This window comes from Bradyrhizobium sp. LA2.1 (assembly GCF_040547725.1).
Classification (GTDB): Bacteria; Pseudomonadota; Alphaproteobacteria; order Rhizobiales; family Xanthobacteraceae; genus Bradyrhizobium; species Bradyrhizobium barranii.
The window spans coordinates 217,118-241,519 of the sequence record NZ_JBEPQI010000007.1; the positions used below are offsets into that span (position 1 = coordinate 217,118).

Consider the following 24,402-nt stretch of genomic DNA (forward strand, 5'->3'; position numbering starts at 1 on the left):
CTTACGTGCCGAGCAGCGGCTCGATGCTGCAATCGAGCAGGCGCGGATCGATCCCCGCCTCCATGCCCGTGAACATGTGGTCCATGTAGTCGATCAACGCATCGCTCGCCTTCACCGCGTCCTCGACGTGGCGGCCGGCGACCGCAACGAGAATGGCGAGGTGGCGATCGATCGTGCCTGACAGTTCGGCCTGTCCCGGCATGAAGCGATGGTGGATGTAGCCGATGCGGCGGTACAGCGTGTGCAACGGCCGCAGCGTGTGCACCAGGAAGGGCTCGCCGGCTGCTTCCAGCACCAGCGCGTCGATGCGGCGATCGATGCTGTTGAATTCGTCGAGGGTCAGGGTGGCGCGGCGTTCGCGCAGCAGGCGCTCGATGTGCAGCGCCTGATTGCGATGCGACAGGCTGGCGCGATCGGCCGCGAGCCGCACGACAAAGCGCTCCATGTCGCGGCGCAAGGCCAGCAGCATCCGCTCGCGCGCAAGATCGATCGGCGCGATGTGCAGGCCGTGGCGCGGACGGATGATGATGAGCGTGTCGGCGGAGAGACGATTGACGGCGTGATGCACCGGTGTGCGCCCGAAGCCAGTGATGTGCTGCAATTCCAGCATCGTCATGAATTGTCCGGGCTTGAGCTCGCAGTGGACGAGCAGCTCTTCGATCCTCTGATAAGCCAGCTCGAAGAAGTTGAGCCGGTTGCGCCGGGAGGGCTTGCCCTCGCCGTCGTCCTCGTTTCTCACCACCTCGAGCGCGCGCTTGCGCCGTGCCATGTCGTCCTCCTGTCAGCCGCGCTCTCATTGCTGGGTGGCGCCTTAGTTGTGGGACCCTTAAAACATGTTGTGATATATTACAAGCAAGCGTAAGACGTTCGCGCGACCTGCAACATGTTGCAGTGCGAAATGAGACGTCAGGCGCGAGGCGCCTGTGATGGGAGGATTATTGCCGTGAAGATCACGTCAATCGAGACGCTGCGCACCGAGGAATTTTCCAACGTCATCTGGGTGCGTGTTCACACCGACACGGGCATGATCGGTCTCGGCGAAACCTTCTATGGCGCGGGCGCGGTCGAAGCGCAGATCCACGACACCTTTGCCGGCCGCCTGCTCGGCCGCAATCCGCTGCACATCGAGGCGATCCACCGCGACATGCTGAACCTGCCGATGGCGCAATCCTCGACCGGCGTCGAATACCGCGCGGCGTCCGCAATCGACATCGCGCTATGGGATTTGTTCGGCAAGGTCTGCAATCAGCCTGTGCACCAGATGCTCGGCGGCCTCTGCCGCGACAAGCAGCGCATCTACAACACCTGCGCCGGCACTCAATATGTCCGCTCCACCAATATCAGCCCCGTCGCCAACTGGAATCTCGGCGCCTCCAAAGGCCCCTACGAAGACCTCGACGGCTTCATGCACCACGCCGACGCGCTGGCCGAAAGCCTGCTGGAGAGCGGCATCTCCGCGATGAAGATCTGGCCGTTCGACCCGGCGGCACAGGAGAACAAGGGGCTCTACATCACCGCAGCCCAGATGAAGCGGGCGATCGAACCGTTCGAGAAGATCCGCAAGGCCGTCGGCGACAAGATGGAGATCATGGTCGAGCTCCACTCGCTCTGGAACCTGCCGACCGCCAAGCAGATCGCGCGCGCGCTCGAGCCCTACAAGCCGACCTGGTACGAAGACCCGATCCGGATGAACTCGCCGCAGGCGCTGGCCGAATATGCCCGCTCGACCGACGTCTGGGTCTGCGCCAGCGAGACGCTGGGCTCGCGCTTTCCCTACAAGGACATGCTCGACCGCGACGCCATGCATGTGGTGATGGCGGATCTGTGCTGGACCGGTGGCTTGACCGAAGGCCGCAAGATCGCGGCGATGGCCGAGACCTATCACCGCCCGTTTGCGCCGCATGACTGCATCGGCCCGATCGGCTTCATCGCCGCCATCCACATGTCGTTCAGCCAGCCCAACACGCTGATCCAGGAATCGGTACGCGCCTTCTACAGGGGCTGGTACAATGAGCTCGTCACCACGATGCCGACGATCAAGGACGGCTTTGTCTATCCGATGGAAGGACCCGGCCTCGGCGTCGACCTTCTGCCCGCCGTATTCGACCGCTCCGATCTGACCGTGCGTCGCTCCAACGTCTGAGGATTTCTTGAGATGAGCACCGCCCTCTTCGACCTTTCCGGTCGCACCGCGCTCGTGACCGGCTCCTCCCGCGGGCTCGGCCGCGCCATTGCCGAGGGCATGGCCAAGGCCGGCGCCAAGATCATCATCAACGGCGTCGACCCCAAGCGCGTCGAGCAGGCCGTCGCCGAGTTTCGCGCCGCCGGTCATCAGGCCGAGGGCGCCGCGTTCAACGTCACCGATGAGCCCGCGATCGTCGCGGCCTTCGAGCGCTTCGACCGCGAAGGGCTCGCGGTCGACATTCTCGTGAACAATGCCGGCATCCAGCACCGCAAGCCGCTGGTCGAGTTCACCACCGACGAATGGCGCAAGGTGATCGAGACTGACCTCACCAGCGCCTTCGTGATCGGCCGCGAGGCCGGCAAGCGCATGATCCCGCGCAAGCACGGCAAGATCATCAATATCGGCTCGCTCGGCAGCGAGCTCGCGCGTCCCACCATCGCGCCCTACACCGCGGCCAAGGGCGGCATCAAGAACCTGACCCGCTCGATGGCGGTGGAATGGGCCCAGCACGGCATCCAGGCCAATGCGATCGGCCCCGGCTACATGCTGACCGACATGAACGAGGCGCTGGTCAACAACACCGACTTCAACAACTGGCTGATGGGCCGCATCCCCTCCAAGCGCTGGGGCAGGCCGGACGAGCTGGTGGGCGCGGCGATCTTCCTGGCGTCGGACGCTTCGACCTACGTCAACGGACAGATCATCTATGTCGATGGCGGCATGATCGCCGCGATGTAATCGCGAAAGCCAAGGGAACGAGACCATGCGCGCCGTCGTCATCCACGCCCCGAAAGACCTGCGGATCGACAGCTATCCCGATCCAGCCCCCGCCCCGGGCGAAGTCCGCGTCAAGATTGCGAACGGCGGCATCTGCGGCTCCGATCTGCACTACTATCATCACGGCGGTTTCGGCGTCGTGCGCATCCAGCAGCCGATGGCGCTGGGCCATGAGATCGCGGGCGTGGTCGCTGCCGTCGGTGACGGCGTCACCAATGTGAAGCCGGGCGCGCGCGTCGCCGTCAATCCGAGCAGACCGTGCGGCCAGTGCCTGCATTGCCAGGAAGGCATGCGCAACCAGTGCCTCGACATGCGCTTCCTCGGCAGCGCGATGCGCTTTCCCCACGTGCAAGGCGGGTTTCGCGAGTTCATCACGGTCGATGCCACGCAGGCCGTGCCGATCTCCGACAAGCTGTCGCTGGCGGAGGCCGCGGTCGCCGAGCCGCTCGCGGTGTGCCTGCATGCCGGCAAGCAGGCCGGCCCCCTCCTCGGCAAGCGCGTGCTGATCACGGGTTGCGGGCCGATCGGTGCACTGATGATCCTGGTCTCGCGCTTCGGCGGCGCGTCCGAGATCGTGGTGACCGATGTCGCCGACGCGCCGCTCGCGGTTGCAAAGAAGCTCGGCGCCACCCACGCCATCAATGTCGCGGCCGATGCCACAGCGCTCGATCCCTGGCGCGCCGGCAAGGGCGTGTTCGACACCCTGTTCGAGGCGTCCGGCAACCAGGCCGCACTCCGCACCGCGCTCGACGTGCTTCGGCCCGGCGCGACGCTGGTGCAGCTCGGTCTCGGCGGCGAGATGACCCTGCCGATCAACTCCATCGTCGCCAAGGAATTGCAGCTCCGCGGCACCTTCCGCTTCGACCCCGAATTCGAGCTCGCGGTGCGGCTGATGGGCGAAGGGCTGATCGACGTGAAACCGCTGATCACGGCCACCATGCCGTTCGAGAACGCGGTCGCCGCGTTCGAACTCGCCAGCGACCGCTCGCAATCGATGAAGGTGCAGCTGACGTTCTAGGGCGAGTATCGCGGTTACTGGCTCCCGATCAGCTTATCGCTGACCAGCCGGACCGCGCCCCGTTTCCACGAATAGTCGGCCCCCATGCGCAGGCCGCTGTCGCCACGCGACAGCACCGCACCGGTCCTGGCATCGCGGACCTGGAAGCCGAGCGTGTATTCGGTGCGGCTGACCCGCCGCACCACGCCGATGAGCGACTGATCCGCGCCGAGCTTTTGCGCGATCGCCGCCTCGCAGCCACCGCAATCCCGCAAGGCGCGCGCCTTGACCGCCTCGCCGCCGGCATCAACGATGCGGTAGCGGCCGGATTGGCCCAGCGCCTCGCGCACGCTAGTGGTGACCTCGGCCAGATATGACGCATCCGACGCGGCCGAAGTGCCCGCCGAGGCGGCGGTCGTATCCTCGAGCTCGAAATCGAACACGGCCAGCGCGACCGGCGCGGGCGTGGCGAGCGCGGCCATGACCTCGCGAGACACGAAAATCTCGGCACGCTCCCATGATTCATCATTGTCGCCGCGGAAGGTGTAGAGCTTGTCCATCACGAGCTTTTTGGCGCCGACGTCGATCACGGCGACCTTGGCCCATTGCACCAGCGTGCTGGTCTTCTGGATGCCGCCGATGACCTTGAATGCCGCGCCGTCTTGGGCAGACGGCACCGGCCGGTAGCGGCCGTCCGCACTGATATCCCGCCTGAGCGCGGCCATGAACGCCGACAGCCGCCGCTCATGGGCGGCGGTCTGGTTGGCCGGCTCGGCCGACGTATCGGTGTAGCTGAAATCGTCCATGGCGACGCCGATGGCATCCTCGGCGCCGGCAGGCGAAGAGGCCGCCGGGAGGACGAAGAGGAGGAAAGCAGAGAGGATCAAGCTGATACGGCGCATGCGGGCCTCGTGTGATGGAGCGGCGGCGCAATCTGGACGGCAACCTCATGCCATGCAGCCGTCCCCGTCCCGGCGCGTGCCGGGAAAATTTCACGACGTTGCACCGCGGTAAGCGCGGCGCTTTGCGCCGCTTGCGTTCTGCCGTTTAATGCCGGGGCGACAATTCCGTTCGCGCCAGGTGCCCGCCGATGTGGAACCGCCCAAGGTTCGATCTCAAGGTCCGTCTGACGTTGCGCGTGGCCGCCATATCGGCCGCGTGCTTCGCCGCGATCTCCGCCTATTTCCTCATCACCGCCGACCGCGCGGCCCATGCGCGCCTCGACGACATCGCCGCCATCGTGGCCAAGACGCTGGAGCTGCAACAGGGCAAGATCCAGTGGGTGGCTAGCCCGCGCTCGGACTTTCCCAACCTCGACCCCGTTTCGGCCTATGTGATGACGCCCGGCCTGTGCCTGGCGTTCCGCGGCGTGAGCGGCGACATCCTCCAGCGGTTCTGCAGTGGCGCGCCGATCCCGGCGAACCCGCCGCCGCAAGTCTTCGTGGCTTTCTATCGCAGCCTGTTCGACCCCGGCCGCGAGGCGGCACGGCCCGTGATCGCGCGCGGAACGAAACTCGGCGAGACCGTGGTCTCGGTCGATCCGGCCGTGCAGACGGCCGACGCCTGGCACGAGGCCGGCCGCCTGATGCTCGCACTTGCGATCGCACTGCCGCTGTTGTGCGTCCTGGTCTACGCCGCACTGGCGCGTGCGCTGCGCCCCACCCGCATGATCCGCTCCGGCCTCGAACGGATCGCCGCCAATGACCTTTCGACGCGGCTGCCGCCGTTCGATCTCGCCGAGCTGTCGGCGATCCGCGACGTCTTCAACCATCTCGCCGAAAGCCTCGACACCGCGCTGGCCGAGCGCAGCGAATTGACGCGGAAACTGATCGCACTCCAGGACGAGGAGCGCCGCCATCTCGCACGCGAGCTGCATGACGAGTTCGGCCAGTCGCTGGCCGCCATCCGCGCGCTCGCCTCCTCCGCCCGCCAGACCGCCGTACAGGACTGCCCCTCCCTGCTTGGCGAGTGCGACGGCATCGCGCGGACCGCAACCGGCATGATGGAGACGCTGCGCGGCGCGCTGTTCCGGCTGCGCCCGCCTGATGTCGAGGAGCTCGGGCTCGTGGCGAGCCTCGAAGGCCTGGTCGCGGGCTGGAACGGACGCAGCCGCGGCCAGACGCGGTTTTCGATCCGTTTCGACGGTGCGTTCGCGACCCTACCCGCCACGATCAGCGCGAGCCTCTACCGTATCGTGCAGGAGGCGCTCACCAACGCCGCCAAGCATGCCGGCGCCACCCGGGTAAGCCTGGAGCTCGCCATGCATGCCGACGAGATCGCACTTGCGATCGACGACGACGGACGGTCGAACGATCCCGTCGCAAAATCCGGAATGGGCCTGCTCGGCATGCGCGAGCGCGTCGCGGCCTTGCGCGGCCAGTTGAGCTTCGAGGCCGCGCCAAACGGCGGCTCCGCGCTGCGCGTGGTCATTCCGCTTGCAGGCGTCGACCGGCAGCCACTGGAGCGCGCGGCATGAGCGCGGCCGATGCGACCATCCTGCTGGTCGACGACCATTCCGTCGTCCGCGAGGGCTATCGCTCCGTGCTCCAGAAGCAGCCCGGGCTTCGCGTCGTCGCCGAAGCCGCCGACGGCGCCGAGGCCTACCGTCTGTTCAAATCCGAGGCGCCCGACCTCGTCATCATGGATCTGAGCATGCCCGGCATCGGCGGCATCGAGGCCGTCAGGCGCATCAGGCAATGGGACAAGGCGGCACGGATTCTCGTCTTCACCATGCACGAGAATGCCGGCTTCGCCGTGCAGGCGATCCGCGCCGGCGCGCGGGGCTATGTCACCAAGACCAGCCCGCCGGAGACGCTGGTGCGCGCCGTGATGGACGTGCTCGCCGGCAAGATCGCCATCAGCCCCGACATCGACCACGAGCTCGCGCTCAGCCGTATCAGCGGCGAGAGCTCGGCCGCCGACGTCCTCACGCCGCGCGAGTTCGAGGTGCTGCGGCTGCTGCTCGCCGAGAACACGACGGAGGAGATCGCCGAGACGCTCCACGTCAGCCCGAAGACGGTGGCGAACCTGCATTCGCTGATCAAGGACAAGCTCGGCGTCGGCTCCGACATCGAGCTGGTCCGGCTGGCGCTGCGGCAAGGCCTGCTGACGCAGGCCGATCTCGGCGAAGCCCGGTCGCTCAGGCCAGATAACGCGTGAGATAGCCTTCCATGGCGTAGAGCGCGCAGAGCGCGAGGCTCGACCACACCGCAGCGGTGAAATACAGGAACATCCAGGTCAGCTCGCCCTTCCAGTGCGCGATGTCGTGGGTCACCACCCAGCGCGTCGCGACGTCATGCAGACCTTCGAGGAAGCCGAGGAGCTTGTTGCCCTCTTGATGCCCGGCCCGCCAGCGGCTGAGATACATCGGCACGTCGACGGTGACGAGGAAGGCGAGGAAGCAGGCGATGCCGATGATGCCGGCGATCAGCGCCCAGCGCACCGGTCCCTGGAATTCCGGCATGAGGCGGCATAGCGCGATGCCGGCGAGGAAAAACGTCACCGCCCACAACGAATTCTCGATCGCGTTGTAGAGGAAATTCGTGGTGACGACCGCGTACCAGGAGAAGCACTCCGCGATGATGATGATGGGCACGATCACCAGCGCGATGTTCACCGCGGTCTCCGCCGCCGTCATGTGACCTAGCTGATGCAGGATGATCGCCCATTGCGCGACGAAGCACAGCTCGGCCACGGTCGCGACGGTGCGGCCGACGAAGACACTGGAGAGCCAGGTGTCGAACAGGCAGATGCGCTGCACATCGGCGCGCGGCAGGAACGATCGGAACGCGCAACCGAATACATAGCCGGCGCAGAGCAGGAACATCAGACCGATATCCGAACCGCCGCCGGCGCTGCCGGCAACCGTCGGATAGAACTCGCGGTACAGCATGAACCAGACGAGAATGTTGGCACTGCTGACAAGCGTCAGGGACCCCCACCACCACGCGAGGGGATTTGACCGCGCCTGCCACTGCAACATGAATCGCTCCGCCGTAACCGATATGACATTTAGTGGTAGCAATTCTGTCATAAATCGGCGGCACGACGCGACAAGAATCTACGTTATGGCGCTGTCATAATTGAGCTGCGCGCTGTCATATTCGCGAAGGCGACTGCTCTCCCCATGCGTTTCCGAGCTTATTCCGGGGCGCCTCTTCGAGGCCCCCGGAATAACGCTGGGGATTCTATTTCTTCATCCCACCAACATACGCCGCGAGCTTGTCCAGCGTCTGGTAGCCGTATTCGACGGCACCGAAGCCGATCATGCCGTCGCGCTGCTCGGTGCTCGAGGCCAGTTGCCGCATCATCAGCACGGTCTTGCCGTTGCTCTGCTCGGCAAAGGTGAGGGTGAAGCGGAACATGCCGGGATCGTCGTCCTGGTCGACGCCGTGATCCATCTCCATCAGCGACGGCCGCTCGATGCGGCGGAAGCGCATGCGGTTCGGATAGACGGTGCCGTCGGGACCGATCATGTTGAAGCGCCAGACGCCGCCGACACGCACGTCGATCTCGAAGGTCTCGATCTTGAAGCCCTTCGGCCCGAACCATTGCGGGAGATGTTTTGGATCGGACCACGCCTCGAACACCAGATCGCGCGGCGCGTCGATCACGCGCGACATCACGATCTCGCGGTCGATCGACCATTGCGACAGAGCGGGATTGGCAGAATTCGTCATCACTCAGAACCTTTCCGTTTGGTTATGCGGGACGGTCGCTTGGCGGCCGCCCTCTCCTTCTCTTTCTTCAGTTGCATGACGTAAGCCTCGAACCGGTCGAGCCGCGCCTCCCAGATCGCGCGCTGCTGCTGGAACCAGTCCTCCGCGCCGACGAGCGCGTCCGGGCTGAGACGGCAGGTGCGCACGCGGCCGGATTTCTCCGACTGAACGAGCCCGCTCGTCTCCAGCACATGGATGTGTTTCATGAAGCTCGGCAGCGCCATCTCGAACGGATCGGCGAGCTCGCCGACCGACGCCTCGCCGGCGCAGAGCCGCATCACGATCGCCCGCCTTGTGGGATCAGCGAGGGCTGCGAAGATCTGGTCGAGCTGAGATAATTGGTTAGCCATGAAGCTAACTATAGGCCCACCACCGCCCTGCGTCAATAATTGTTAGCTCACAAGCTAAGTAATTTTCCGCAAGGCCCCCACCGACGGAACCCACAACGCGCAATCGTGAATTGGGACACGCAGCCCTCGCCGTTAGAAGAGAGAGGGGGCGCATCGCACCATGCGTCAGAGCCGTGCCGTCTGTTGTCACCTCATCACACCTCACCCGGCGGGCCCTCGCGCGGGCTGCGCTGGTTCCCCTCGTGTTGGCCTGGCCGCGCCGCGCATCCGCGGATTCCGACATGATCGCGCAGATGCGCGACATCGTCGCCAACGAGCTGGCGCCGACCATGACGCCGGACCAGCCGGGCGGCCTCGCCGCCGCGCTCTATGCCGGCCGCCATGTCGAGTTCTTCAACTACGGCTTCGCCGACGACGCCACGCGAAGACCGGTCACGCCGGACACGCTGTTCAACCTTGGTTCGCTGCGCAAACCGTTCGAGGCGACGCTGGTGGCGCTGGGCTCGCTCCGGAGTGAATTGCGGCTCGACGACCGCCTGCCGAAATATCTGCCCGAACTCACGGGAGACTATGTCTGCCGCGTCACCGTCGGCCAGCTCGCCACGCACACGTCGGGCATGCTGCTGTCGACCGACCATCCACCCTGGCCGAACGACTCGTTCTCGCGGGCGCAGTTCATCGACATGTTCAACGCCTTCGAGCCGCAGGCGGGCGAAGCGCCCGGCAAGCAGCGCATCTACAGCCATGCCTGTTACGTGCTGCTTCAGCTCGTGCTCGAGCGCTGCTACGGCGCTCCGATCGCAACCCTGTTCGAAGAGCGCATCCTTGGGCCGATCGGCATGAATGCAACCTCTCTGCCGGAGCGCGGCGAGGACAACCGCGCCGTCATGGACGCGGCGTGGATGCAGCGCGTCGTGCAAGGCTATTCGGATCAGGGCATGGCGATCGGCCCACCCGGCAACCAGCAGAGCTATTTCGACTTTCCCGGCGCCGGCCAAATGTTTTCGTCACCGCGGGATCTCGCGACCTTCGTTGCGGCCTGCGTCGACGGCCGCACGCTCGATCCGCATTTGCGCGAGGCGCTGCGGATGACGCAGCGCGAGACCTTCCGCGTCGACGACAAATTCGGACAAGGCATGGCCTGGGAGACGGTCCACCTCCCCGAGGCCACCATCGTCGACAAGCCCGGCGGCCTCAACAATGCCTCCGGCTATCTCGGCCTCGTCCCTATCAGGCAGATCGGCTTCGTCCTGCTCGCCAATCGCGGCGAATACCCGCACGAGATCGTTCGCTACAAGATCCTGCCCGCGCTGGCGAAGCTCGTCGCCTCGCACTGAACCGTCCCTCGCAACAGAAAGCCCCGGCAGAGCCGGGGCTTTCCGCGCCAGATCAGGAACGGGATGCTCAGTACCTGGCGACGACCGGTCCGCCGAACTTGTAGTTCACGCCGACGCGCACAATGTTCGACTTGAGATCGACCGAGTGGGTATAAACGTTGCTCGGATATTGCGTTACGCCGCCGACCAGATTGGTACTGGTCGCGCTGGCGCGGCCGAGATCGACGTAGAGATATTCGGCCTTGAGCGACCAGCCGCCGCCGAAGGCATATTCGGTGCCGACGCCCGCGGTCCAGCCGAGGCGCGTGTCGCGAATCGCGGCCGACTCGGTCGCGGCTGAGAACGTGTCGGTGAAATTGAAATTGCCCTTCACCTCGGAGATCGCCGCGCCGCCCGTCGCGTACAGCAGCCAGGTCGGAGCCGCGAGGAAGCCGATGCGACCGCGGATGGTGGCGAGCCAATCGGCCGAGACCTGCGACGACACGGTAAAGCCTGTCGGCGCGCAGCAGGGATAGAGCGCAGAGCCCGTCGCGCTGCCCTTGAAACCGAAATAGTTGATGTCGCCTTCGAGGCCGAGCACGGCGTGGTTGACCTGCCAGTTGTAGCCCGCGGTAAAGCCGCCGGTCACGCTGGAGCTGTTGACGCCCTGGGCGCCGACCGTGTTGATGGCGGGGACGCTACTCGCCGCAAAATAGCCGGCCGGCGTCCAGATGGTCGAGGTGTTTAGATCGGCATTGCCCCACTGCCCGCCGACATTGCCGCCGACATAGAAGCCGGTCCAGTTGTAGGCTGGCGCCATCGCCGGCGCCTTGGTGTATTGCGCCGCGAGGTCGGCCGCATGCGCGGATGCGGTGCCGAGCACAATTGAAGCGACCGCCAGCAAAAACTTGTTCATTCCGAGTCTCCATGCCCCACGCGATCGACGCTCGCGTTTCAAATGCGCACCGGTGGGAGCCATCCGGCGCAGATTGGGGATAGGGAGTGGACCGCTCGCCGTCTCGGTCTGCGGCGCAGTTCGTATGGACTGTGACGTAGTCCGTGACTTATCGCGCAAGACCAGTGACGAGTGTGACCCGAACGCCACGCGTCGCCCCGCCGCAGCGGCGCACCACGCAAGCCGCGCGTCGCGTTACGACAAGTGCACCAGAATGGCGGAGCGAAGCCGCGCGCCGACTCACACCGAGCGCGTCAGTCCGCCGTCGACGCGGATATTCTGGCCGGTGATGTAGGCGGCACCCTCGGACGCCAGGAACGACACCGTCGCCGCGACCTCCTCGACCTTGCCGTAGCGCTTCATCGGCACGCTGTCGCGGCGCGCATCGGTCTGCGGCAGGCTGTCGATCCAGCCCGGCAGAACGTTGTTCATGCGGATGTTGTCGGCGGCATGGGTGTCGGTGAAGATCTTCGTGAAGGCGGCGAGGCCGGCGCGGAACACCGCGGAGGTCGGGAACATCGCGCTCGGCTCGAACGCCCAGGCGGTCGAGATGTTGATGATGGCGCCGGCCTTCTGCGCCTGCATCACCGGCGTCACCAGCCGGGTCGGACGGATCACGTTGAGGAGATACGTGTCGAGGCCGGTGTGCCACTGCTCGTCGGTGATCTCCGTGATCGCCGCGCGCGGCCCGTGGCCGGCGCTGTTGACGAGCACGTCGATGCGTCCCCATTTGGCCATCGCCCCGTCGACGAGCCGCTTCAGATCATCGTTCGACTTGTTGGAGCCGGTGACGCCGAGGCCGCCGAGCTCGACTGCCAGCGCCTCGCCCTTGCCGGAGGACGACAGGATCGCGACGCGAAAGCCGTCGGCCGCGAGCCGCCGCGCAGCCCCTGCCCCCATGCCGCTGCCGCCAGCCGTGACCAGTGCGACCTTCTCTGCTGCCATGACCGATCATCCCTGTGTTGAGGCGAGCCCCGGGCCCGGCCTATCATGAGGCCTTCTACCGCCGGACCTGCCGCCAGGTCCACCGCCGAAGGCATCCGTCATGAGCGATCTGCAGATCCGCAATTTGCGTCCCGAGGAGATCGCCATCGCCGTCGACTGGGCCGCGGCCGAGGGCTGGAATCCGGGCCTCGGCGACGCCGCCTGTTTCGCGATCCCGGACGCGAAGGGCTTCTTCGTCGGCGAGATCGACGGCGAGCCGGTCGCAACAATCTCCTGCGTCAATTACGATGATCGCTTCGCCTTCCTCGGCTTCTACATCGCGCGCTCAGGCTTTCGCGGCGCCGGCCACGGACTGCGCATCTGGAACGCGGCGATCGCGCATGCAGGCGCCCGCGTGATCGGGCTCGATGGCGTCGTCGCGCAGCAGGACAATTACAAGAAGTCCGGCTTCCAGCTTGCCTACGCCAATATCCGCTACGGCGGCATCGTCGCCGCGCCGCCGAATCCACCCGCCGAAATCGTCGCGCTCGACAATATCCCGTTCGCGCTCGTTGAAGCCGACGACGCGACCGTCTTCCCGGCCGCGCGCAGCACCTTCCTGCGCGCCTGGATCAACACATCAGGCCATCTCGGCGGCGCGCTGCTGCGCGACGGCAAGCTCGCCGCATGGGGGGTGATCCGGCCCTGCCGGACCGGCCACAAGATCGGCCCGCTCGTCGCCGACGACCGCGGAGCGGCGGAAGCGATCGTGCAAGCCCTGCTGGCGAGCGCAGGCGGCGGCGAAGTCTTCCTCGACGTCCCCGCGATCAATCGCGAGGCCATCGCGCTCGCGGAATCGCTCGGGCTCAAGCCGGTGTTCGAGACGGCGCGGATGTACACAGGGCCGATCCCGCCGCTGCGGATCGACCGGGTCTTCGGCGTGACCAGCTTTGAGCTGGGCTAGCTGAGCGGACTAGGCCACTCAGTAGCAGCGCATGATGTTGACGGTGTGCTCGCCGCCGCCGCGGCCGGGCACCGTCACCTGCTCCGTCGGGCAGCTCGGCACATAGGGTCGGTCGGACGGCACGACGTTCGGCGGGAAGCGATGGGTCCAGTCCCAGGGAACGTCGTACGTATAGGTGTAACGCACGTCGGTGGAGGCCGGCTGCCCGGCATCGACGAAAGGCTGGTTATAGCCGGCGTTGTCGTAGAACCCGCCGCCGCCCGGCCAATAGACCCAAGGCGTGTTGCGGCCGCGGAACCGGGCGCCAGGACCGATCTGCGGACGCGCGATCGCGCCGGAAGGCGCGGCGGCCATCCCGTGCGCGGCGGTGGCGGTGGCGCCGGGCCTGGCAAAACCGTCATTGGCAGAAAGGAGCAGCGCGGCTGCGCTGAGCGAGGCGAAGAGCGCCCCATATGATCTGGACATCATGATACGCACCAACTCGTTTGGCTTCGGCGGCTCCCCACCGCACGCTAGGCCGGGCCGTCACCCACCCGCAAACGTATAATTAATTGTTGGTTAAGGCACGGGATTAACAGGGAGCTTGGTGCGGCAAGTCGCCCGGGATTCTGTGCTGATTTCAGACACTTCGTTCCGGGGTAGTCCTCATGACCCGTTGATCGGAGTTGATCGCGCTCGCCGAATTTGGCGGCGGCAATTTTGCTTGAAGTCGCCTCCTCCCCGAGCGCAGCGAAGCAATCCAGGGTCTTGCCGCGGAGGAATTCCGGATTGCTTCGGTGCCCTCGCAGTGACGGCGTCGAGGCGGCTGAGCGCAACAACTGCGATCTCGTGCCCGACAACGCCCCATCCGTGGGTGCCTGGTCACCTCCCCGTCACTTCTGCTTGCTCCTTGGGCCTTGTAACAAAACTGTCATGCAGCAAAACTAAACGATGGCCGGGGCCGCGGTCGCGGCCATTGCCGCCTCACCGCAGGAGATTTCGATGCGCCGTTCACTGGTGTTGCTGTCCGCCGGGCTGACAGTCTTGTCCACCGGACTTGCCTCCGCCCAGAACAACACACCCCGCAACCTGATCCTCTTCATCCCCGATGGTCTGCGCGCGCTGAAGGTGACGCCGGAGACCGCGCCGGCGATGGCCGAGGTCCGTGACAAGGGCGTCAACTTCAAGAACCCGCACTCCCTCTTCCCGACCTTCACCATGGCCAACGGCTCGGCGATGTCGACCGGCCACTATCTCGGCGACACCGGCGTGTTCTCCAACACGATCTGGACCAATTATACGTCCGTCCCCGCCGGCGACACCGTGGTCCCCTTCATCGAGAACGACGCCGTGCTCGGCGACATCGACGAGCATTTCAAGGGCGACTATCTCAACGAAGAGACGATTCTGAAGATGGCCCGCGACAAGGGCTTCAGCACCGCGGCGATCGGCAAGGTCGGTCCAACCTACCAGTTCGACCACACTGACAAGCCCGAAAAGGCCGGCCTGCATTCGGTCGTGTTCGACGACTCCACCGGCGGCAAGAACGGCGTGGCGCTGTCGGACGAGGTGAAGGACGCGCTGACCAAGGCCGGTCTGCCCCTCGCCACGCCACCGCGCGGCGACAATTCCAAGGCGGGCGATGCCAAGACGCCCGGCACCGTCGTCGCCAACGTCGCGCAGCAGGCTTATTTCGCCGACGTCGCCGCCAAGGCCGTGCTGCCGATGTTCAAGGCGCGCAACAAGCCGTTCGTGCTGGTGTTCTGGTCGCGCGACCCTGACGGCACCCAGCACAACCAGGGCGACAGCCTCAACCAGATCAAGCCGGGCATCAACGGCCCGAGCACGATGGCGAGCATCAAGAACGCCGACAACAACCTCGCCCAGCTCCGCAAGGCGCTCGACGAGCTTGGGCTGGCCGCGAATACCAACATCATGATCCAGGCCGACCACGGCTTCTCGACCATCTCCAAGGAGAGCAAGACCAGCCCCTCGGCCAAGGTCAGCTATGACGACACGCCGAAGGACTTTTTGCCGATGGGCTTTTTGGCGATCGACCTCGCCAAGGCGCTCGACCTGCCGCTGTTCGACCCCAACGACAAGAACGCCGCCGTCACCGGCAACGCCCATCCGAAGGCCGGCAACGGCGTGCTCGGCAAGGATCCGACCAAGCCTGACCTCGTCATCGCCACCAATGGCGGCTCGGACCTGATCTACCTGCCGAACAAGGACAAGAAGCTGGCGGTCAAGACCGTCAAGGCGCTGCTCGAGCAGGATTACGTCTCCGGCCTGTTCGTGGACGACTCGCTCGGCCGCATCCCCGGTACCCTGCCGCTGTCGAGCATTAATCTGCGCGGCAAGTCGGCGACGCCAACGCCGGCGATCGTCGTCAATTTCCGCTCCTATGCCAGCGATTGCGGTGAGGCGCCGACCAACTGCTCGGTGCAGGTCGCCGACACCGTGCTGCGCCAGGGCCAGGGCATGCATGGCAGCTTCAGCCGCGGCGACACCATGAACTTCATGGCCGCGATCGGTCCGGACTTCAAAGCCGGCTATGTCAGCCAGATCCCGGTCAGCAATGCCGACGTCGGCATGACGGCCGCCCAACTCATGGGCCTGCGCGGCCCGCAGAACGGCGGCCTTGTCGGCCGCGTGATGTCGGAGGCCCTGCCCAACGGCATCGTGCCGAAGGCCTATACCGGCACGCTGAAGTCCAAGCCCGCCGAGGGCGGCCTGGTGACCGTGCTGAACTTCCAGCGCGTCGGCAGCCAGCGCTATTTCGACGCCGCCGGTTTCCCGGGCCGCACGCTCGGGCTCGAGCCGGACGCCGGCAAACAAAAAACGGCGGGGAAATAACCCCGCCGCTGTCTGTCGCGCCTCGCAAGGGGCGCGACAGTCTCGTCTAACTCTTACATTCCCAGATCTTTTACATGCCGATGTCGAACACGTTCGGCAATTGGCCCGCCAAAGGCAGCGCAGTGGCGCCCAGGAAGGTCGCCACCATCGCCATCAGGCGACGGTTGTTCTGGCGCTTGCCGCGCATCTGTCCGGCGATCCACTCCAGCATCTCGCTGTTGACCTTGGCGGCGTAGGACGGCGCCCAGCTCTCGATCTCGGACTCTGCCGACAGCGCGACGCTGCGCGGCGGCACCTTCAGGCCCGAGGCGCTCGCGGCGTAATGGGCAACGGCCTTGGCGAGCAGGTCGTCGAACCGGCCGCCATCGGTGCGCTCGGTTGCGGCTTCATTGATCTCGAACAGCGCCTCGGCTTCGGCGCGGCTGACCGGCTGGTCGTTGACGGCCGTGGCGGTCAGGATGCGCGCGCACCAGGCGGTGTCATCGGCATCGAGCGAGCGGGAAAAGTGGACCCGGCCCTTGGTGGTCGGGCCTTCGCCCGTGATCACGCCGTCGCGCACGACGGTCAATGCATGAGCCGCGGTATCGCGGCAGGACGGTTCGAGGGACGGCGACTCAACAGACTTATGCGCAGCGGCAGACATAGTTCACTTCCAGATTTCTTCTGATCGACCAGCATTTTCATGCGGGCGTAAAGGGGTGGTTAATGATTCGATATGGGGATCGCGACTTTTCTCAATGGTTGCCGATTAGTCGCTACGAGGACCATTTCGGTTCCGGAGGCGTCGGGGCGAGCGTGATGCGGGTCATAAAAGGCTTTATGGGGGCAATCGAGACCGTACGGCTCCGGTCGAGATGTTTCGTCGCAGGCGCGGCTGTAACAGAAAGGTGCTAGGAAATCGGCCCTTCAGAGAAGAAATTCACATTTTACTTGAAGCGGTTCACTTAGGGGCGCGAAGACCCTATACTGGCCGCGACGGCCGAAGATAAATTACCAAGTAAATTCAATGAGATGAGGTAGAACCATGACACTCCCGATCGGCACCACCGCGCCCGACTTCGAAGCCGAGACCACCGAAGGGAAGATCAAGTTCCACGACTGGATCGGCAATAGCTGGGCTCTCCTGTTCTCCCACCCCAAGGACTTCACGCCGGTTTGTACGACCGAGCTCGGCGCGCTTGCCAAGCTGAAGCCGGAATTCGACAAGCGTGGCGTCAAGCTGATGGGCCTCTCGGTCGATCCGGTCGACCGCCATTCCAAATGGTCGGAGGACATCAAGGAGACCCAAGGCGCCGCCCCCAACTACCCGATGATCGGCGACACCGACTTCAACGTCTCGAAACTCTACGAGATGCTGCCGGCCTCGACCTCGGGCGATCCCCTCACCCGCACGCCGGCCGACAACCAGACCGTCCGCAACGTCTTCATCATCGGGCCGGACAAGAAGATCAAGCTGGTGCTGGTCTATCCGATGACGACAGGCCGGAATTTTCAGGAGATCCTGCGCGTCATCGACTCGCTTCAGCTCACCGCCAAGCATCGTGTCGCCACGCCGGCCGACTGGACGCAGGGCGAGGACGTCATCATCGCCGGCTCGGTTTCCAACGACGAGGCGAAGACGATCTATCCGCAGGGCTGGAAGGAACCGAAGCCCTACATCCGCATCGTGCCGCAGCCTAAGTGACTTTTGGCGATCGCGGATAGCGACCGCAAAAAGTCATCCCAGGGTGATGCGTCAGAACCCGGGATCTAGAGATTCCCTGGTGCGCAATGCGCACCAGGGTTCGGTCCTTCGGACCGCCCCGGAAATGACCGAGTTGGATTAGGCCGCGTGCACGCGGTCGAGGAAGCTGTCGACCTCGGCCTTCAGATGCAGGCTCTCGCCTGACAGCGCCTGGGCAGAGGCGAACATCCGGCTCGAGGTCTCTCCCGTCTCGCTCGCGCCCTTGGCGGCGTGACGGACATTGACCGCGACATCGGCGGTGCCCGAGGCCGCAGCGCGAACGCTGGCCGCGATGTTGTGGGTGGCGCTTCTCTGCTGCTCGACCGCGGCCGAGATCGAGCCCGCGATGCCGCTGATGCGCTCGATGGTCTGGCCGATCGCCTTGATGGCGGTGACCGATTCCTCCGTGGCAAGCTGCATGCTGGCGATCTGGTTCGAGATCTCGTCCGTCGCCTTGGCGGTCTGGCCGGCGAGCGTCTTGACCTCCTGGGCCACCACCGCGAAGCCGCGACCGGCGTCCCCGGCGCGCGCCGCCTCGATGGTGGCGTTCAGTGCCAGAAGATTGGTCTGCTCGGCGATCGAGGTGATCAGCTTGACGACGTCGCCGATGCGCGCCCCCGCCTCCGAGAGCTGCGCCATGCGCTGGTCGGTGGCTTCGGCCTGCCGTACCGCCTCGGCGGAGATCTCGTTCGATTCCTGAACCCGGCGGGTGATCTCGGAGATCGACTGAGACAGTTCGTCGGAGGCCGAGGCCGCCGTGCGCACGTGCTCGGAGGCGTTCTCGGATGCGCCGGCCGACTGCGCCGACAGGTCGGCGGTGGAGCGTGCGGTGTCGGTGAGTTGCCGCGCCACCCGCTCGAACTCACCGGAGGAGCTCAGCACCTTGTCGAGGATGCCGCCGACGCTGCCGCGGAATTGCTCGACGAAATTGCGCAGCTCCGCCTTGCGCTGCTCCGCCGCGGCAGCCGTGGCCGCGGTCTGCTCGCTGCGCAGGCGCGCCCGCTCCAGCGAGTTGCTCTTGAACACCGCGACCGTGCGGGCGATCTCGCCGATCTCGTCGGCGCGATCCTCGCAATCGATCTCGACGTCGCTCTTGCCTTCGGCGAGCGCCGTCAGCGAGCGCGTGACCGAGGTGAGCGGCTTGGTGATACGGCGGACGACCAGCAAGGTGAGGACCAGCACCAGCAACGCCGCAATACCGGCCGCAATCGCCATGCTCTCGATGGCCTGCGTCAGCATGCTCTCGAACTGCGCCATGGGGATGCCGACATAGAGAATGCCGACGACCTTGCCGGTGGCATCCGCGACCGGGAAATAGGCGGTCATGAAGGTTTTGCCGAACAGCGTGGCCGGGCCCTTGTACGCCTCGCCGCGGCGCAGGACGGCCTGCCCGGGATGATCGGCGGCAAGCTGGGTCCCGACAGCGCGGTCGCCGTTCTCCTTCTTCACGTTGGTCGAGCGGCGGACGAACTGCCCGCTCGCATCATCGAACACGAACAGGGTCGCGTTGCCGCCGACATAGGACACCGCACGATCGACGATGGCGTGATCCCTGAACTCCGGCATTTTGGGAATCTCGGCGCGCGCCACCCCGCCATCCCGCATCGTGATCTTCGCGTCGGGAACGACCTCGGCAAAAGCCAGGGCCAGCGTGCGCAAATTGACCTCGATGTCGCGCAGCGCACGATCGTTGAAGGCGGAGGTGAGCGACCAGTATCCGGCGCCGACCACGAGCGCCGTGTTCACGGCGATCAGCAGCACGGCGCACAGGACGGCCTTGGTACCCAGCTTGAATTGCGGCAAGAACTTTGCCGTCGCACGGTTGGACATGAATGGAACTACCCCCGGAATTCTTGCATATTCATGCAATCGGCTTACGACCGAATTAACGACGGTTCACACCGCCGCACGCGGCATGCTTGCCAAATTGTAAACGAGGCCCGCCCTGACCACGCCAAGCGCGCCGCCTGTCATCGTCTGGTTCCGCGATGACCTCCGCCTGTCCGACCATCCCGCCCTCCATGCCGCCGCGAAGACAGGCGCGCCAGTGATCTGCCTCTATGTGATGGATGAGATGGCCGGACGGCCGCCGGGCGGTGCGACGCGCTGGTGGCTGGCACAGTCGCTGCGGGCGCTCGGCGCCGAGATCGCCACGCGCGGCGGATCGCTGATCCTGCGCAAGGGGCCGGCGGCCAAGGTGATCCCCGAGGTGGCGCGGGAGAGCGGAGCCGCAATGGTCTACTGGAACGGGGTCGCGCAGGCGCCACATCAGTCCGTCGAGAAACAGCTCGAAGCGGCGCTGGCAAAGCTCGGCGTGGACTCGCAGAGCTTCCCTGGCGACTTGCTGGTGTCACCCTCGGCGATCCGCAACAAGGAGGGCCGCGGCCTTCGCGTCTTCACGCCGTTCTGGCGGCGGGTGCTGTCGCTGGGCGATCCGCCCAAGCCTCTGCCCGCACCGCGGGAGCTACGCCCTGCGCCGCAGCTCGCCAGCGACGCGCTGGAGAGCTGGACGCTCGAGCCGACAAAGCCCGACTGGGCTGGCGGCCTGCGCCAGACCTGGACGCCGGGAGAAGCCTCGGCCCGCGTACGCCTCCGCGACTTCCTCAAGCACGCCGCGCACATCTATGTCGGCGATCGCGACCGTCCGGATCGCGAGGGGACTTCAAGCCTGTCGCCTCATCTGAGGTTCGGCGAGCTCAGCCCGCGCCAAGTCTGGCACGCCGCGCGCTTTGCAGCAGCGGAGAATCCCGCGATCGGGCCCGGCGTCGAAAAGTTCCTGAGCGAGCTCGGCTGGCGCGAATTCTGCCGCCACCTCCTCCACGATCACCCGAGCCTTGCCACCGAAAACCTGCAAACGAATTTCGATGGCTTTCCCTGGAAGGGAGACAAGAAAGCGCTCGCCGCCTGGCACCGCGGACGCACCGGCTATCCCATCGTCGATGCCGGCCTGCGCGAGCTCTGGCACACCGGCGTGATGCACAACCGGGTGCGGATGGTGGTGGCGTCCTTCCTGGTCAAGCATCTCCTGATCGATTGGCGCGACGGCGAGAGCTGGTTCTGGGACACGCTGGTCGATGCGGATGCCGGCAGCAATCCCGCCAACTGGCAATGGGTCGCCGGCTGCGGCGCCGACGCCGCACCCTATTTCCGCGTGTTCAATCCAACTCTCCAGGGCGAGAAGTTCGATCCTGATGGAGCCTATGTCCGGCGCTGGGTGCCCGAGCTGAAAGACGTGCCGGCCAAGCTGATCCACCAGCCCTGGCAGGCATCACCGATCGAGCTTGCGAGCGCGGGCGTCACGCTCGGCAAGACCTATCCGCAGCCGATCGTCGATCACGCGAAGGGGCGCGAGCGCGCGCTCGCCGGCTACGCAAAGATCCGCAAAGGTTGAGCGCTGCTTTGACTCGATTTTGAAACCCGCTATCGTCATCGCTCCATACAAACCGTGGGGGACGATATGGACGACGAGAAGCCGATCACCGAACAGGCGCTGGACACGATCACCACCGCCGTGGAAGCAACCAGCGAAGCCGCAGTCACCGCCGTCAAGAAGGTCAGGAAAGCCGCCAAGAAGGTCGCGAAGAAAGTAGCGCCGAAGAAGGCTTCCAAGAAGAAAGCCAAGAAGGCATCCAAGAAATCTGCGAAGAAAGCTTCGAAGAAAGCTTCGAAGAAGGCTGCAAAGAAGTCGTCGAAGAAAGCGGCCAAGAAGGCTGCAAAGAAGGCCACCAGGAAGTCCGCGAAGAAGGCGGCCAAGTCGAAAAGGAAGGCCAAGCGCTGATCGCAGCGCTCGAGCAGGTCTCCGGGTACGGGCGCGCCCGGAGACTTCTCCCGCCCCTACCCTCGCCGCTTGGCTGCGCGCCGGCCCGGGTGATGCTCGCCTTGCGGATCACGAAATTCGCTGCGATGGCCGCGCCGGTCCTCCTTGGCGAAGCGCCTCCGCTTCTCGGATGAGCCGAACTGCTTGATCACCTTCCGGCCGTTGACCTTCTTGATGACATAGCCGCCTTCCGTCATCGAGAACGGCGCCTTGAGCGACCCCATATGGTCGAACTTGGTGCCGCGGGGATGCTCGAACGGTTCGAACCAGGACGGATAGACGAAGTTCGACATCGGAAAGCCGTTGACGAGAAAAGACTCCTCTTCCACGGCGTCGCAGACCTCGTAGGCATATTGGGTGTGCCGAGTCTTGTCGGCCCACAGATTGGCCATGGGATCGAGCACCATCTCGAACAGTTCGTGCGAGGCCGCCAGGCTGACCGGATCGTCCTCGCCGAGTGCCTTCAGAAAGATCTTTGAGATCGGCTGGCCGCGGTGCGTCAGCTCGTGCCGCCCGAGGAAGTTCTTGTGGGTGGCGTCGTCAAAATAGAGCAGCTGCCAGTCCGTCGGCTTCGGGTTGCGGGTGACGTCGAGATCGATGGGATAGCCCCAGACCGGCAGGAAATGCTCGTCGTAGCATTTCTGCAGCGCCGCCGTGAGCCTCCCCATCATCCGCTCGCTCATCATCTCCTCGGCGTAGTTGATGCAGGCAATCCGGACCGGCCTCAAGGACCTGCCGAGCAGTGCACGCCGTGCTTTTTTCATGGAAATCACCTTGCCAAAGGGAAGCTGAAATCAGTCCAGCCTAGCACGAGCGCGCGCCGCACGTCAGGGATGTATTCCGACGTACTGGCCTGCCTGCCTAGAAACGCCGGTTGACGACGAACACCGCCGCCGCGCACATCGCCATGCCGGCAATCGCCAGCGCATCGAGCTTCTCCCCGAACAGCAGATAGGCCATCAGCGCCGTGACGGCGGGCACCAGGTAGAACAGGCTCGCAACCGAGGTCGCCGCCGCGTGGCGGATCAGCCAGTACAACAGCCCGATCGATCCGATCGAGAGCGCCACGGCGAGCCAGGCAAGCGCGAGCACGAACTCCCGCGTCCAGTGCACCACGCGGTCCTCGAACAGGAAGGCGCCGACCGTGAAGAAGACGGTGACGGCGATATATTGGACGAGATTGCCGGCGCGCCAGTCGATGTGGTTGCAGTAGCAGCGCTGATAGAGCGTGCCGAGTGTGATGCTGATCAGCGACACCACCGAGGCGAGCCAGCCGAGCCCCGCCTCGCCGGTCATCGGACGGCCGTGCAGGATCAGCGCTACACCGCCGAGGCCAAGCACCAGCCCCGCCCATTGCACCGGCGTCACGCGTTCGCCGAGCCAGCGATTGGCGATGGTCGAGGTCAGGATCGGCTGAAGGCCCGGAATCAACGCCGAGAGTCCGGCCGGGATCGAATGCGCGATCGCAATCGCCGTGCCGCCGAGATAGAAGCCGTGGACGAGAATGCCGGCAACGGCGCTATGCGCGACGTCGACACGGTCCGGCCATTTCGGTCGCGCAATCGCTGCGATGATCGCCATCAGGCCGACCACGATCGCCATGCGAATGGCGAGATAGGTCAAGGGATCGGCGTTGTTGATGATGTATTTGGTGCCGATGAATCCGGTGCTCCAGAGCACGACGAACAGGATCGGTGCGGCGCGGGCGGTCAGGGCTTCTTGATTATGGTTCATTGCCGCCCTCATTGCCCGACCGGGGCCTATGCGGCAACGCGAATTTCCAAACGAGCGATGCTGCGCTGCGACGGACAGCGGGCGCGCAGCTCAGCCGCTCACCATTCTTCCGGACAGGGGTCGATGATCTTCCAGAGCTCGACACCGTTCTTGATCTTCTTCATGTCGGTGGTGAGCCCGCCATTGCGGCGGATCCAGTCCTTCACCGTGTTGGGGTAGTAGGACATCAGGTCGGATGTCCCCTCCGCGCTGGTGACCTTGATGCCGAAGGTGAAGGCCTTGTCGTAATAGGCCTGATGGAAGCCGAGGCTGGCGCGCGGCGTCACGCAGATCTTGTTCATCGGCACCATGCCGAGCACCAGGGTGCAGGCCGAGTTGCAGATGCCGTCGATGATGACGCGCTCACCCTTCTCGCGGACGCGCTTGTACTTGGCCTTGTACTCCTCGACGTAGCCGCCGTGGTCACGGGTGATGTGCAGCTCAGCGCGCGCCGGCGTGGCGGCGGCGACGGAGAGCAACAGCAGGCTCAAAAGCGTGATGCGCATGGTGCGTGACGGCGAAAGCCTTCAGGAATGAACCGGCCTCGAAGGACCCCCAAAGGGCCGGCGACAGGATTCTTAAGCGAATTCTCTTTGGCCATACTTGTGTGGGGAATTCGTTAAGCATCCCGAAAAGGCCAAAAATGGGCAGCCTTCGACCCTGCTCCGGGCAATTCTGTCACACCCACCCAGGAATCGGCGGGATTGGCCCCGATTTCCGTGCGCCGGACGGGTGTTCCGGCGGCCCGAAATGGCTATAAACACCTGACCTATTCGCGCGGGTTCCGGAGAATCGAGATGAGCACGTTGAAGCTTGTAGCCGCGGTTGCTGCCCTGTCGGCCGCAATCCTCGCCCCCAGCCTCGCGGAGGCGCGGGGACACCACCGGTACCACCGCCACTACACCAACCCGCTGCCCTACCCGATCAGCTATCTGCACAATTACGGGCCCGGCATCACCCCCGGCACCTTCGCCTTCTACGACGGCCCGTCGAACAACCGCTGCTACCAAAGCTCGGCCACCTATATCGGCCAGGACGGCCGCCGGCACCCCTGCTTCTGAGGGGCTC

At 65.1% G+C, this 24,402-nt stretch carries 25 protein-coding genes; 12 read left to right on the forward strand and 13 right to left on the reverse strand.

Annotated features, from left to right (window positions below; translation table 11 throughout):
- Position 1: 1 nt before the first annotated feature.
- The gene (locus ABIB95_RS15880) at positions 2-769 is read right to left on the reverse strand and encodes a GntR family transcriptional regulator (RefSeq protein WP_028152288.1); all 768 of its coding nucleotides are present in this window, start codon (positions 767-769) and stop codon (positions 2-4) included.
- Positions 770-943: 174 nt separating this feature from the next.
- On the opposite strand from ABIB95_RS15880, the gene ABIB95_RS15885 reads away from it, so the two are divergent.
- Genes ABIB95_RS15885 through ABIB95_RS15895 form a run of 3 tightly spaced genes read left to right on the forward strand, consistent with a single transcriptional unit; the run spans position 944 to position 3,980 of the window.
- On the forward strand, positions 944-2,143 hold the full coding sequence (locus ABIB95_RS15885; RefSeq protein ID WP_167768060.1) for a mandelate racemase/muconate lactonizing enzyme family protein: 1,200 nt from the start codon (positions 944-946) through the stop codon (positions 2,141-2,143).
- Positions 2,144-2,155: 12 nt separating this feature from the next.
- Complete coding sequence (locus tag ABIB95_RS15890) at positions 2,156-2,923, forward strand: SDR family oxidoreductase (RefSeq protein ID WP_063982668.1); 768 nt, start codon at positions 2,156-2,158, stop codon at positions 2,921-2,923.
- A 25-nt stretch (positions 2,924-2,948) separates the two neighbouring features.
- A complete protein-coding gene (locus ABIB95_RS15895; protein WP_354240487.1) occupies positions 2,949-3,980 on the forward strand; it encodes an L-idonate 5-dehydrogenase in 1,032 nt (343 codons plus the stop codon).
- A 14-nt stretch (positions 3,981-3,994) separates the two neighbouring features.
- Here ABIB95_RS15895 and ABIB95_RS15900 read toward each other — a convergent pair whose 3' ends face one another.
- Complete coding sequence (locus tag ABIB95_RS15900) at positions 3,995-4,861, reverse strand: DUF3280 domain-containing protein (protein WP_354240489.1); 867 nt, start codon at positions 4,859-4,861, stop codon at positions 3,995-3,997.
- A gap of 188 nt (positions 4,862-5,049) precedes the next feature.
- Between ABIB95_RS15900 and ABIB95_RS15905 the strand changes: the two genes are divergently transcribed.
- On the forward strand, positions 5,050-6,435 hold the full coding sequence (locus ABIB95_RS15905) for a HAMP domain-containing sensor histidine kinase (protein ID WP_354240491.1): 1,386 nt from the start codon (positions 5,050-5,052) through the stop codon (positions 6,433-6,435).
- The gene (locus ABIB95_RS15910) at positions 6,432-7,118 is read left to right on the forward strand and encodes a response regulator (RefSeq protein ID WP_063982664.1); all 687 of its coding nucleotides are present in this window, start codon (positions 6,432-6,434) and stop codon (positions 7,116-7,118) included. Before ABIB95_RS15905 ends, ABIB95_RS15910 begins: the two co-directional genes overlap by 4 nt.
- Here ABIB95_RS15910 and ABIB95_RS15915 read toward each other — a convergent pair.
- The 3 genes from ABIB95_RS15915 to ABIB95_RS15925 form a co-directional block, all read right to left on the reverse strand.
- A complete protein-coding gene (locus ABIB95_RS15915; protein ID WP_354240493.1) occupies positions 7,099-7,941 on the reverse strand; it encodes a hypothetical protein in 843 nt (280 codons plus the stop codon). The two genes, ABIB95_RS15910 and ABIB95_RS15915, sit on opposite strands and share 20 nt — an antisense overlap.
- A 205-nt stretch (positions 7,942-8,146) precedes the next feature.
- Positions 8,147-8,638 carry an SRPBCC family protein gene (locus ABIB95_RS15920; protein ID WP_071912944.1) on the reverse strand — a complete coding sequence of 164 codons (492 nt, stop codon included), beginning with the start codon at positions 8,636-8,638 and terminating at the stop codon, positions 8,147-8,149.
- Positions 8,638-9,027, reverse strand: coding sequence for an ArsR/SmtB family transcription factor (locus ABIB95_RS15925; protein WP_354240495.1), 390 nt, complete (start codon positions 9,025-9,027; stop codon positions 8,638-8,640). Before ABIB95_RS15925 ends, ABIB95_RS15920 begins: the two co-directional genes overlap by 1 nt.
- Before the next feature lie 281 nt (positions 9,028-9,308).
- Here ABIB95_RS15925 and ABIB95_RS15930 point away from each other — a divergent pair, with 281 nt between their 5' ends.
- Complete coding sequence (locus ABIB95_RS15930) at positions 9,309-10,364, forward strand: serine hydrolase (protein ID WP_354240497.1); 1,056 nt, start codon at positions 9,309-9,311, stop codon at positions 10,362-10,364.
- Between the two features lie 67 nt (positions 10,365-10,431).
- Here the strand turns inward: ABIB95_RS15930 and ABIB95_RS15935 are convergent, their stop codons facing one another.
- Positions 10,432-11,259 (reverse strand): outer membrane protein, encoded by an 828-nt coding sequence (locus tag ABIB95_RS15935; RefSeq protein ID WP_354240499.1) that lies wholly within the window; start codon positions 11,257-11,259, stop codon positions 10,432-10,434.
- A 279-nt stretch (positions 11,260-11,538) separates the two neighbouring features.
- Positions 11,539-12,243 (reverse strand): SDR family oxidoreductase, encoded by a 705-nt coding sequence (locus tag ABIB95_RS15940; protein WP_135214930.1) that lies wholly within the window; start codon positions 12,241-12,243, stop codon positions 11,539-11,541.
- 100 nt (positions 12,244-12,343) lie between these two features.
- Between ABIB95_RS15940 and ABIB95_RS15945 the strand changes: the two genes are divergently transcribed.
- Positions 12,344-13,186 carry a GNAT family N-acetyltransferase gene (locus tag ABIB95_RS15945; protein ID WP_354240502.1) on the forward strand — a complete coding sequence of 281 codons (843 nt, stop codon included), beginning with the start codon at positions 12,344-12,346 and terminating at the stop codon, positions 13,184-13,186.
- A gap of 18 nt (positions 13,187-13,204) precedes the next feature.
- Here ABIB95_RS15945 and ABIB95_RS15950 read toward each other — a convergent pair whose 3' ends face one another.
- Positions 13,205-13,654, reverse strand: a complete 450-nt coding sequence (locus ABIB95_RS15950; protein WP_354117895.1) for a hypothetical protein — start codon at positions 13,652-13,654, stop codon at positions 13,205-13,207.
- 513 nt (positions 13,655-14,167) lie between these two features.
- On the opposite strand from ABIB95_RS15950, the gene ABIB95_RS15955 reads away from it, so the two are divergent.
- Positions 14,168-16,021, forward strand: a complete 1,854-nt coding sequence (locus ABIB95_RS15955) for an alkaline phosphatase family protein (protein ID WP_166342244.1) — start codon at positions 14,168-14,170, stop codon at positions 16,019-16,021.
- A gap of 70 nt (positions 16,022-16,091) precedes the next feature.
- On the opposite strand, the gene ABIB95_RS15960 is transcribed toward ABIB95_RS15955, so the two are convergent.
- Complete coding sequence (locus ABIB95_RS15960) at positions 16,092-16,664, reverse strand: hypothetical protein (RefSeq protein ID WP_028154483.1); 573 nt, start codon at positions 16,662-16,664, stop codon at positions 16,092-16,094.
- A gap of 381 nt (positions 16,665-17,045) precedes the next feature.
- Between ABIB95_RS15960 and ABIB95_RS15965 the strand changes: the two genes are divergently transcribed.
- Positions 17,046-17,705, forward strand: a complete 660-nt coding sequence (locus ABIB95_RS15965) for a peroxiredoxin (protein WP_014494579.1) — start codon at positions 17,046-17,048, stop codon at positions 17,703-17,705.
- A 138-nt stretch (positions 17,706-17,843) separates the two neighbouring features.
- On the opposite strand, the gene ABIB95_RS15970 is transcribed toward ABIB95_RS15965, so the two are convergent.
- Positions 17,844-19,574 (reverse strand): methyl-accepting chemotaxis protein, encoded by a 1,731-nt coding sequence (locus ABIB95_RS15970; protein ID WP_354124195.1) that lies wholly within the window; start codon positions 19,572-19,574, stop codon positions 17,844-17,846.
- Between the two features lie 169 nt (positions 19,575-19,743).
- Here ABIB95_RS15970 and ABIB95_RS15975 point away from each other — a divergent pair, with 169 nt between their 5' ends.
- Both ABIB95_RS15975 and ABIB95_RS15980 read left to right on the forward strand, forming a co-directional pair.
- Complete coding sequence (locus ABIB95_RS15975; protein WP_354240709.1) at positions 19,744-21,135, forward strand: cryptochrome/photolyase family protein; 1,392 nt, start codon at positions 19,744-19,746, stop codon at positions 21,133-21,135.
- Positions 21,136-21,201: 66 nt separating this feature from the next.
- Positions 21,202-21,522, forward strand: a complete 321-nt coding sequence (locus ABIB95_RS15980; protein WP_354240505.1) for a histone — start codon at positions 21,202-21,204, stop codon at positions 21,520-21,522.
- 56 nt (positions 21,523-21,578) lie between these two features.
- Here the strand turns inward: ABIB95_RS15980 and ABIB95_RS15985 are convergent, their stop codons facing one another.
- The 3 genes from ABIB95_RS15985 to ABIB95_RS15995 all read right to left on the reverse strand — a co-directional run bounded on the left by ABIB95_RS15985 (position 21,579) and on the right by ABIB95_RS15995 (position 23,840).
- Positions 21,579-22,325: a hypothetical protein gene (locus tag ABIB95_RS15985; RefSeq protein ID WP_063982651.1), complete on the reverse strand. Its 747-nt coding sequence runs from the start codon at positions 22,323-22,325 to the stop codon at positions 21,579-21,581.
- 97 nt (positions 22,326-22,422) lie between these two features.
- Entirely contained in the window at positions 22,423-23,295 is an 873-nt protein-coding gene (locus tag ABIB95_RS15990; protein ID WP_354240507.1) for a DMT family transporter, read from the reverse strand.
- Positions 23,296-23,393: 98 nt separating this feature from the next.
- Positions 23,394-23,840: a hypothetical protein gene (locus ABIB95_RS15995; RefSeq protein WP_063982650.1), complete on the reverse strand. Its 447-nt coding sequence runs from the start codon at positions 23,838-23,840 to the stop codon at positions 23,394-23,396.
- 291 nt (positions 23,841-24,131) lie between these two features.
- On the opposite strand from ABIB95_RS15995, the gene ABIB95_RS16000 reads away from it, so the two are divergent.
- The gene (locus ABIB95_RS16000; RefSeq protein WP_028153618.1) at positions 24,132-24,395 is read left to right on the forward strand and encodes a hypothetical protein; all 264 of its coding nucleotides are present in this window, start codon (positions 24,132-24,134) and stop codon (positions 24,393-24,395) included.
- Positions 24,396-24,402 lie beyond the last annotated feature (7 nt).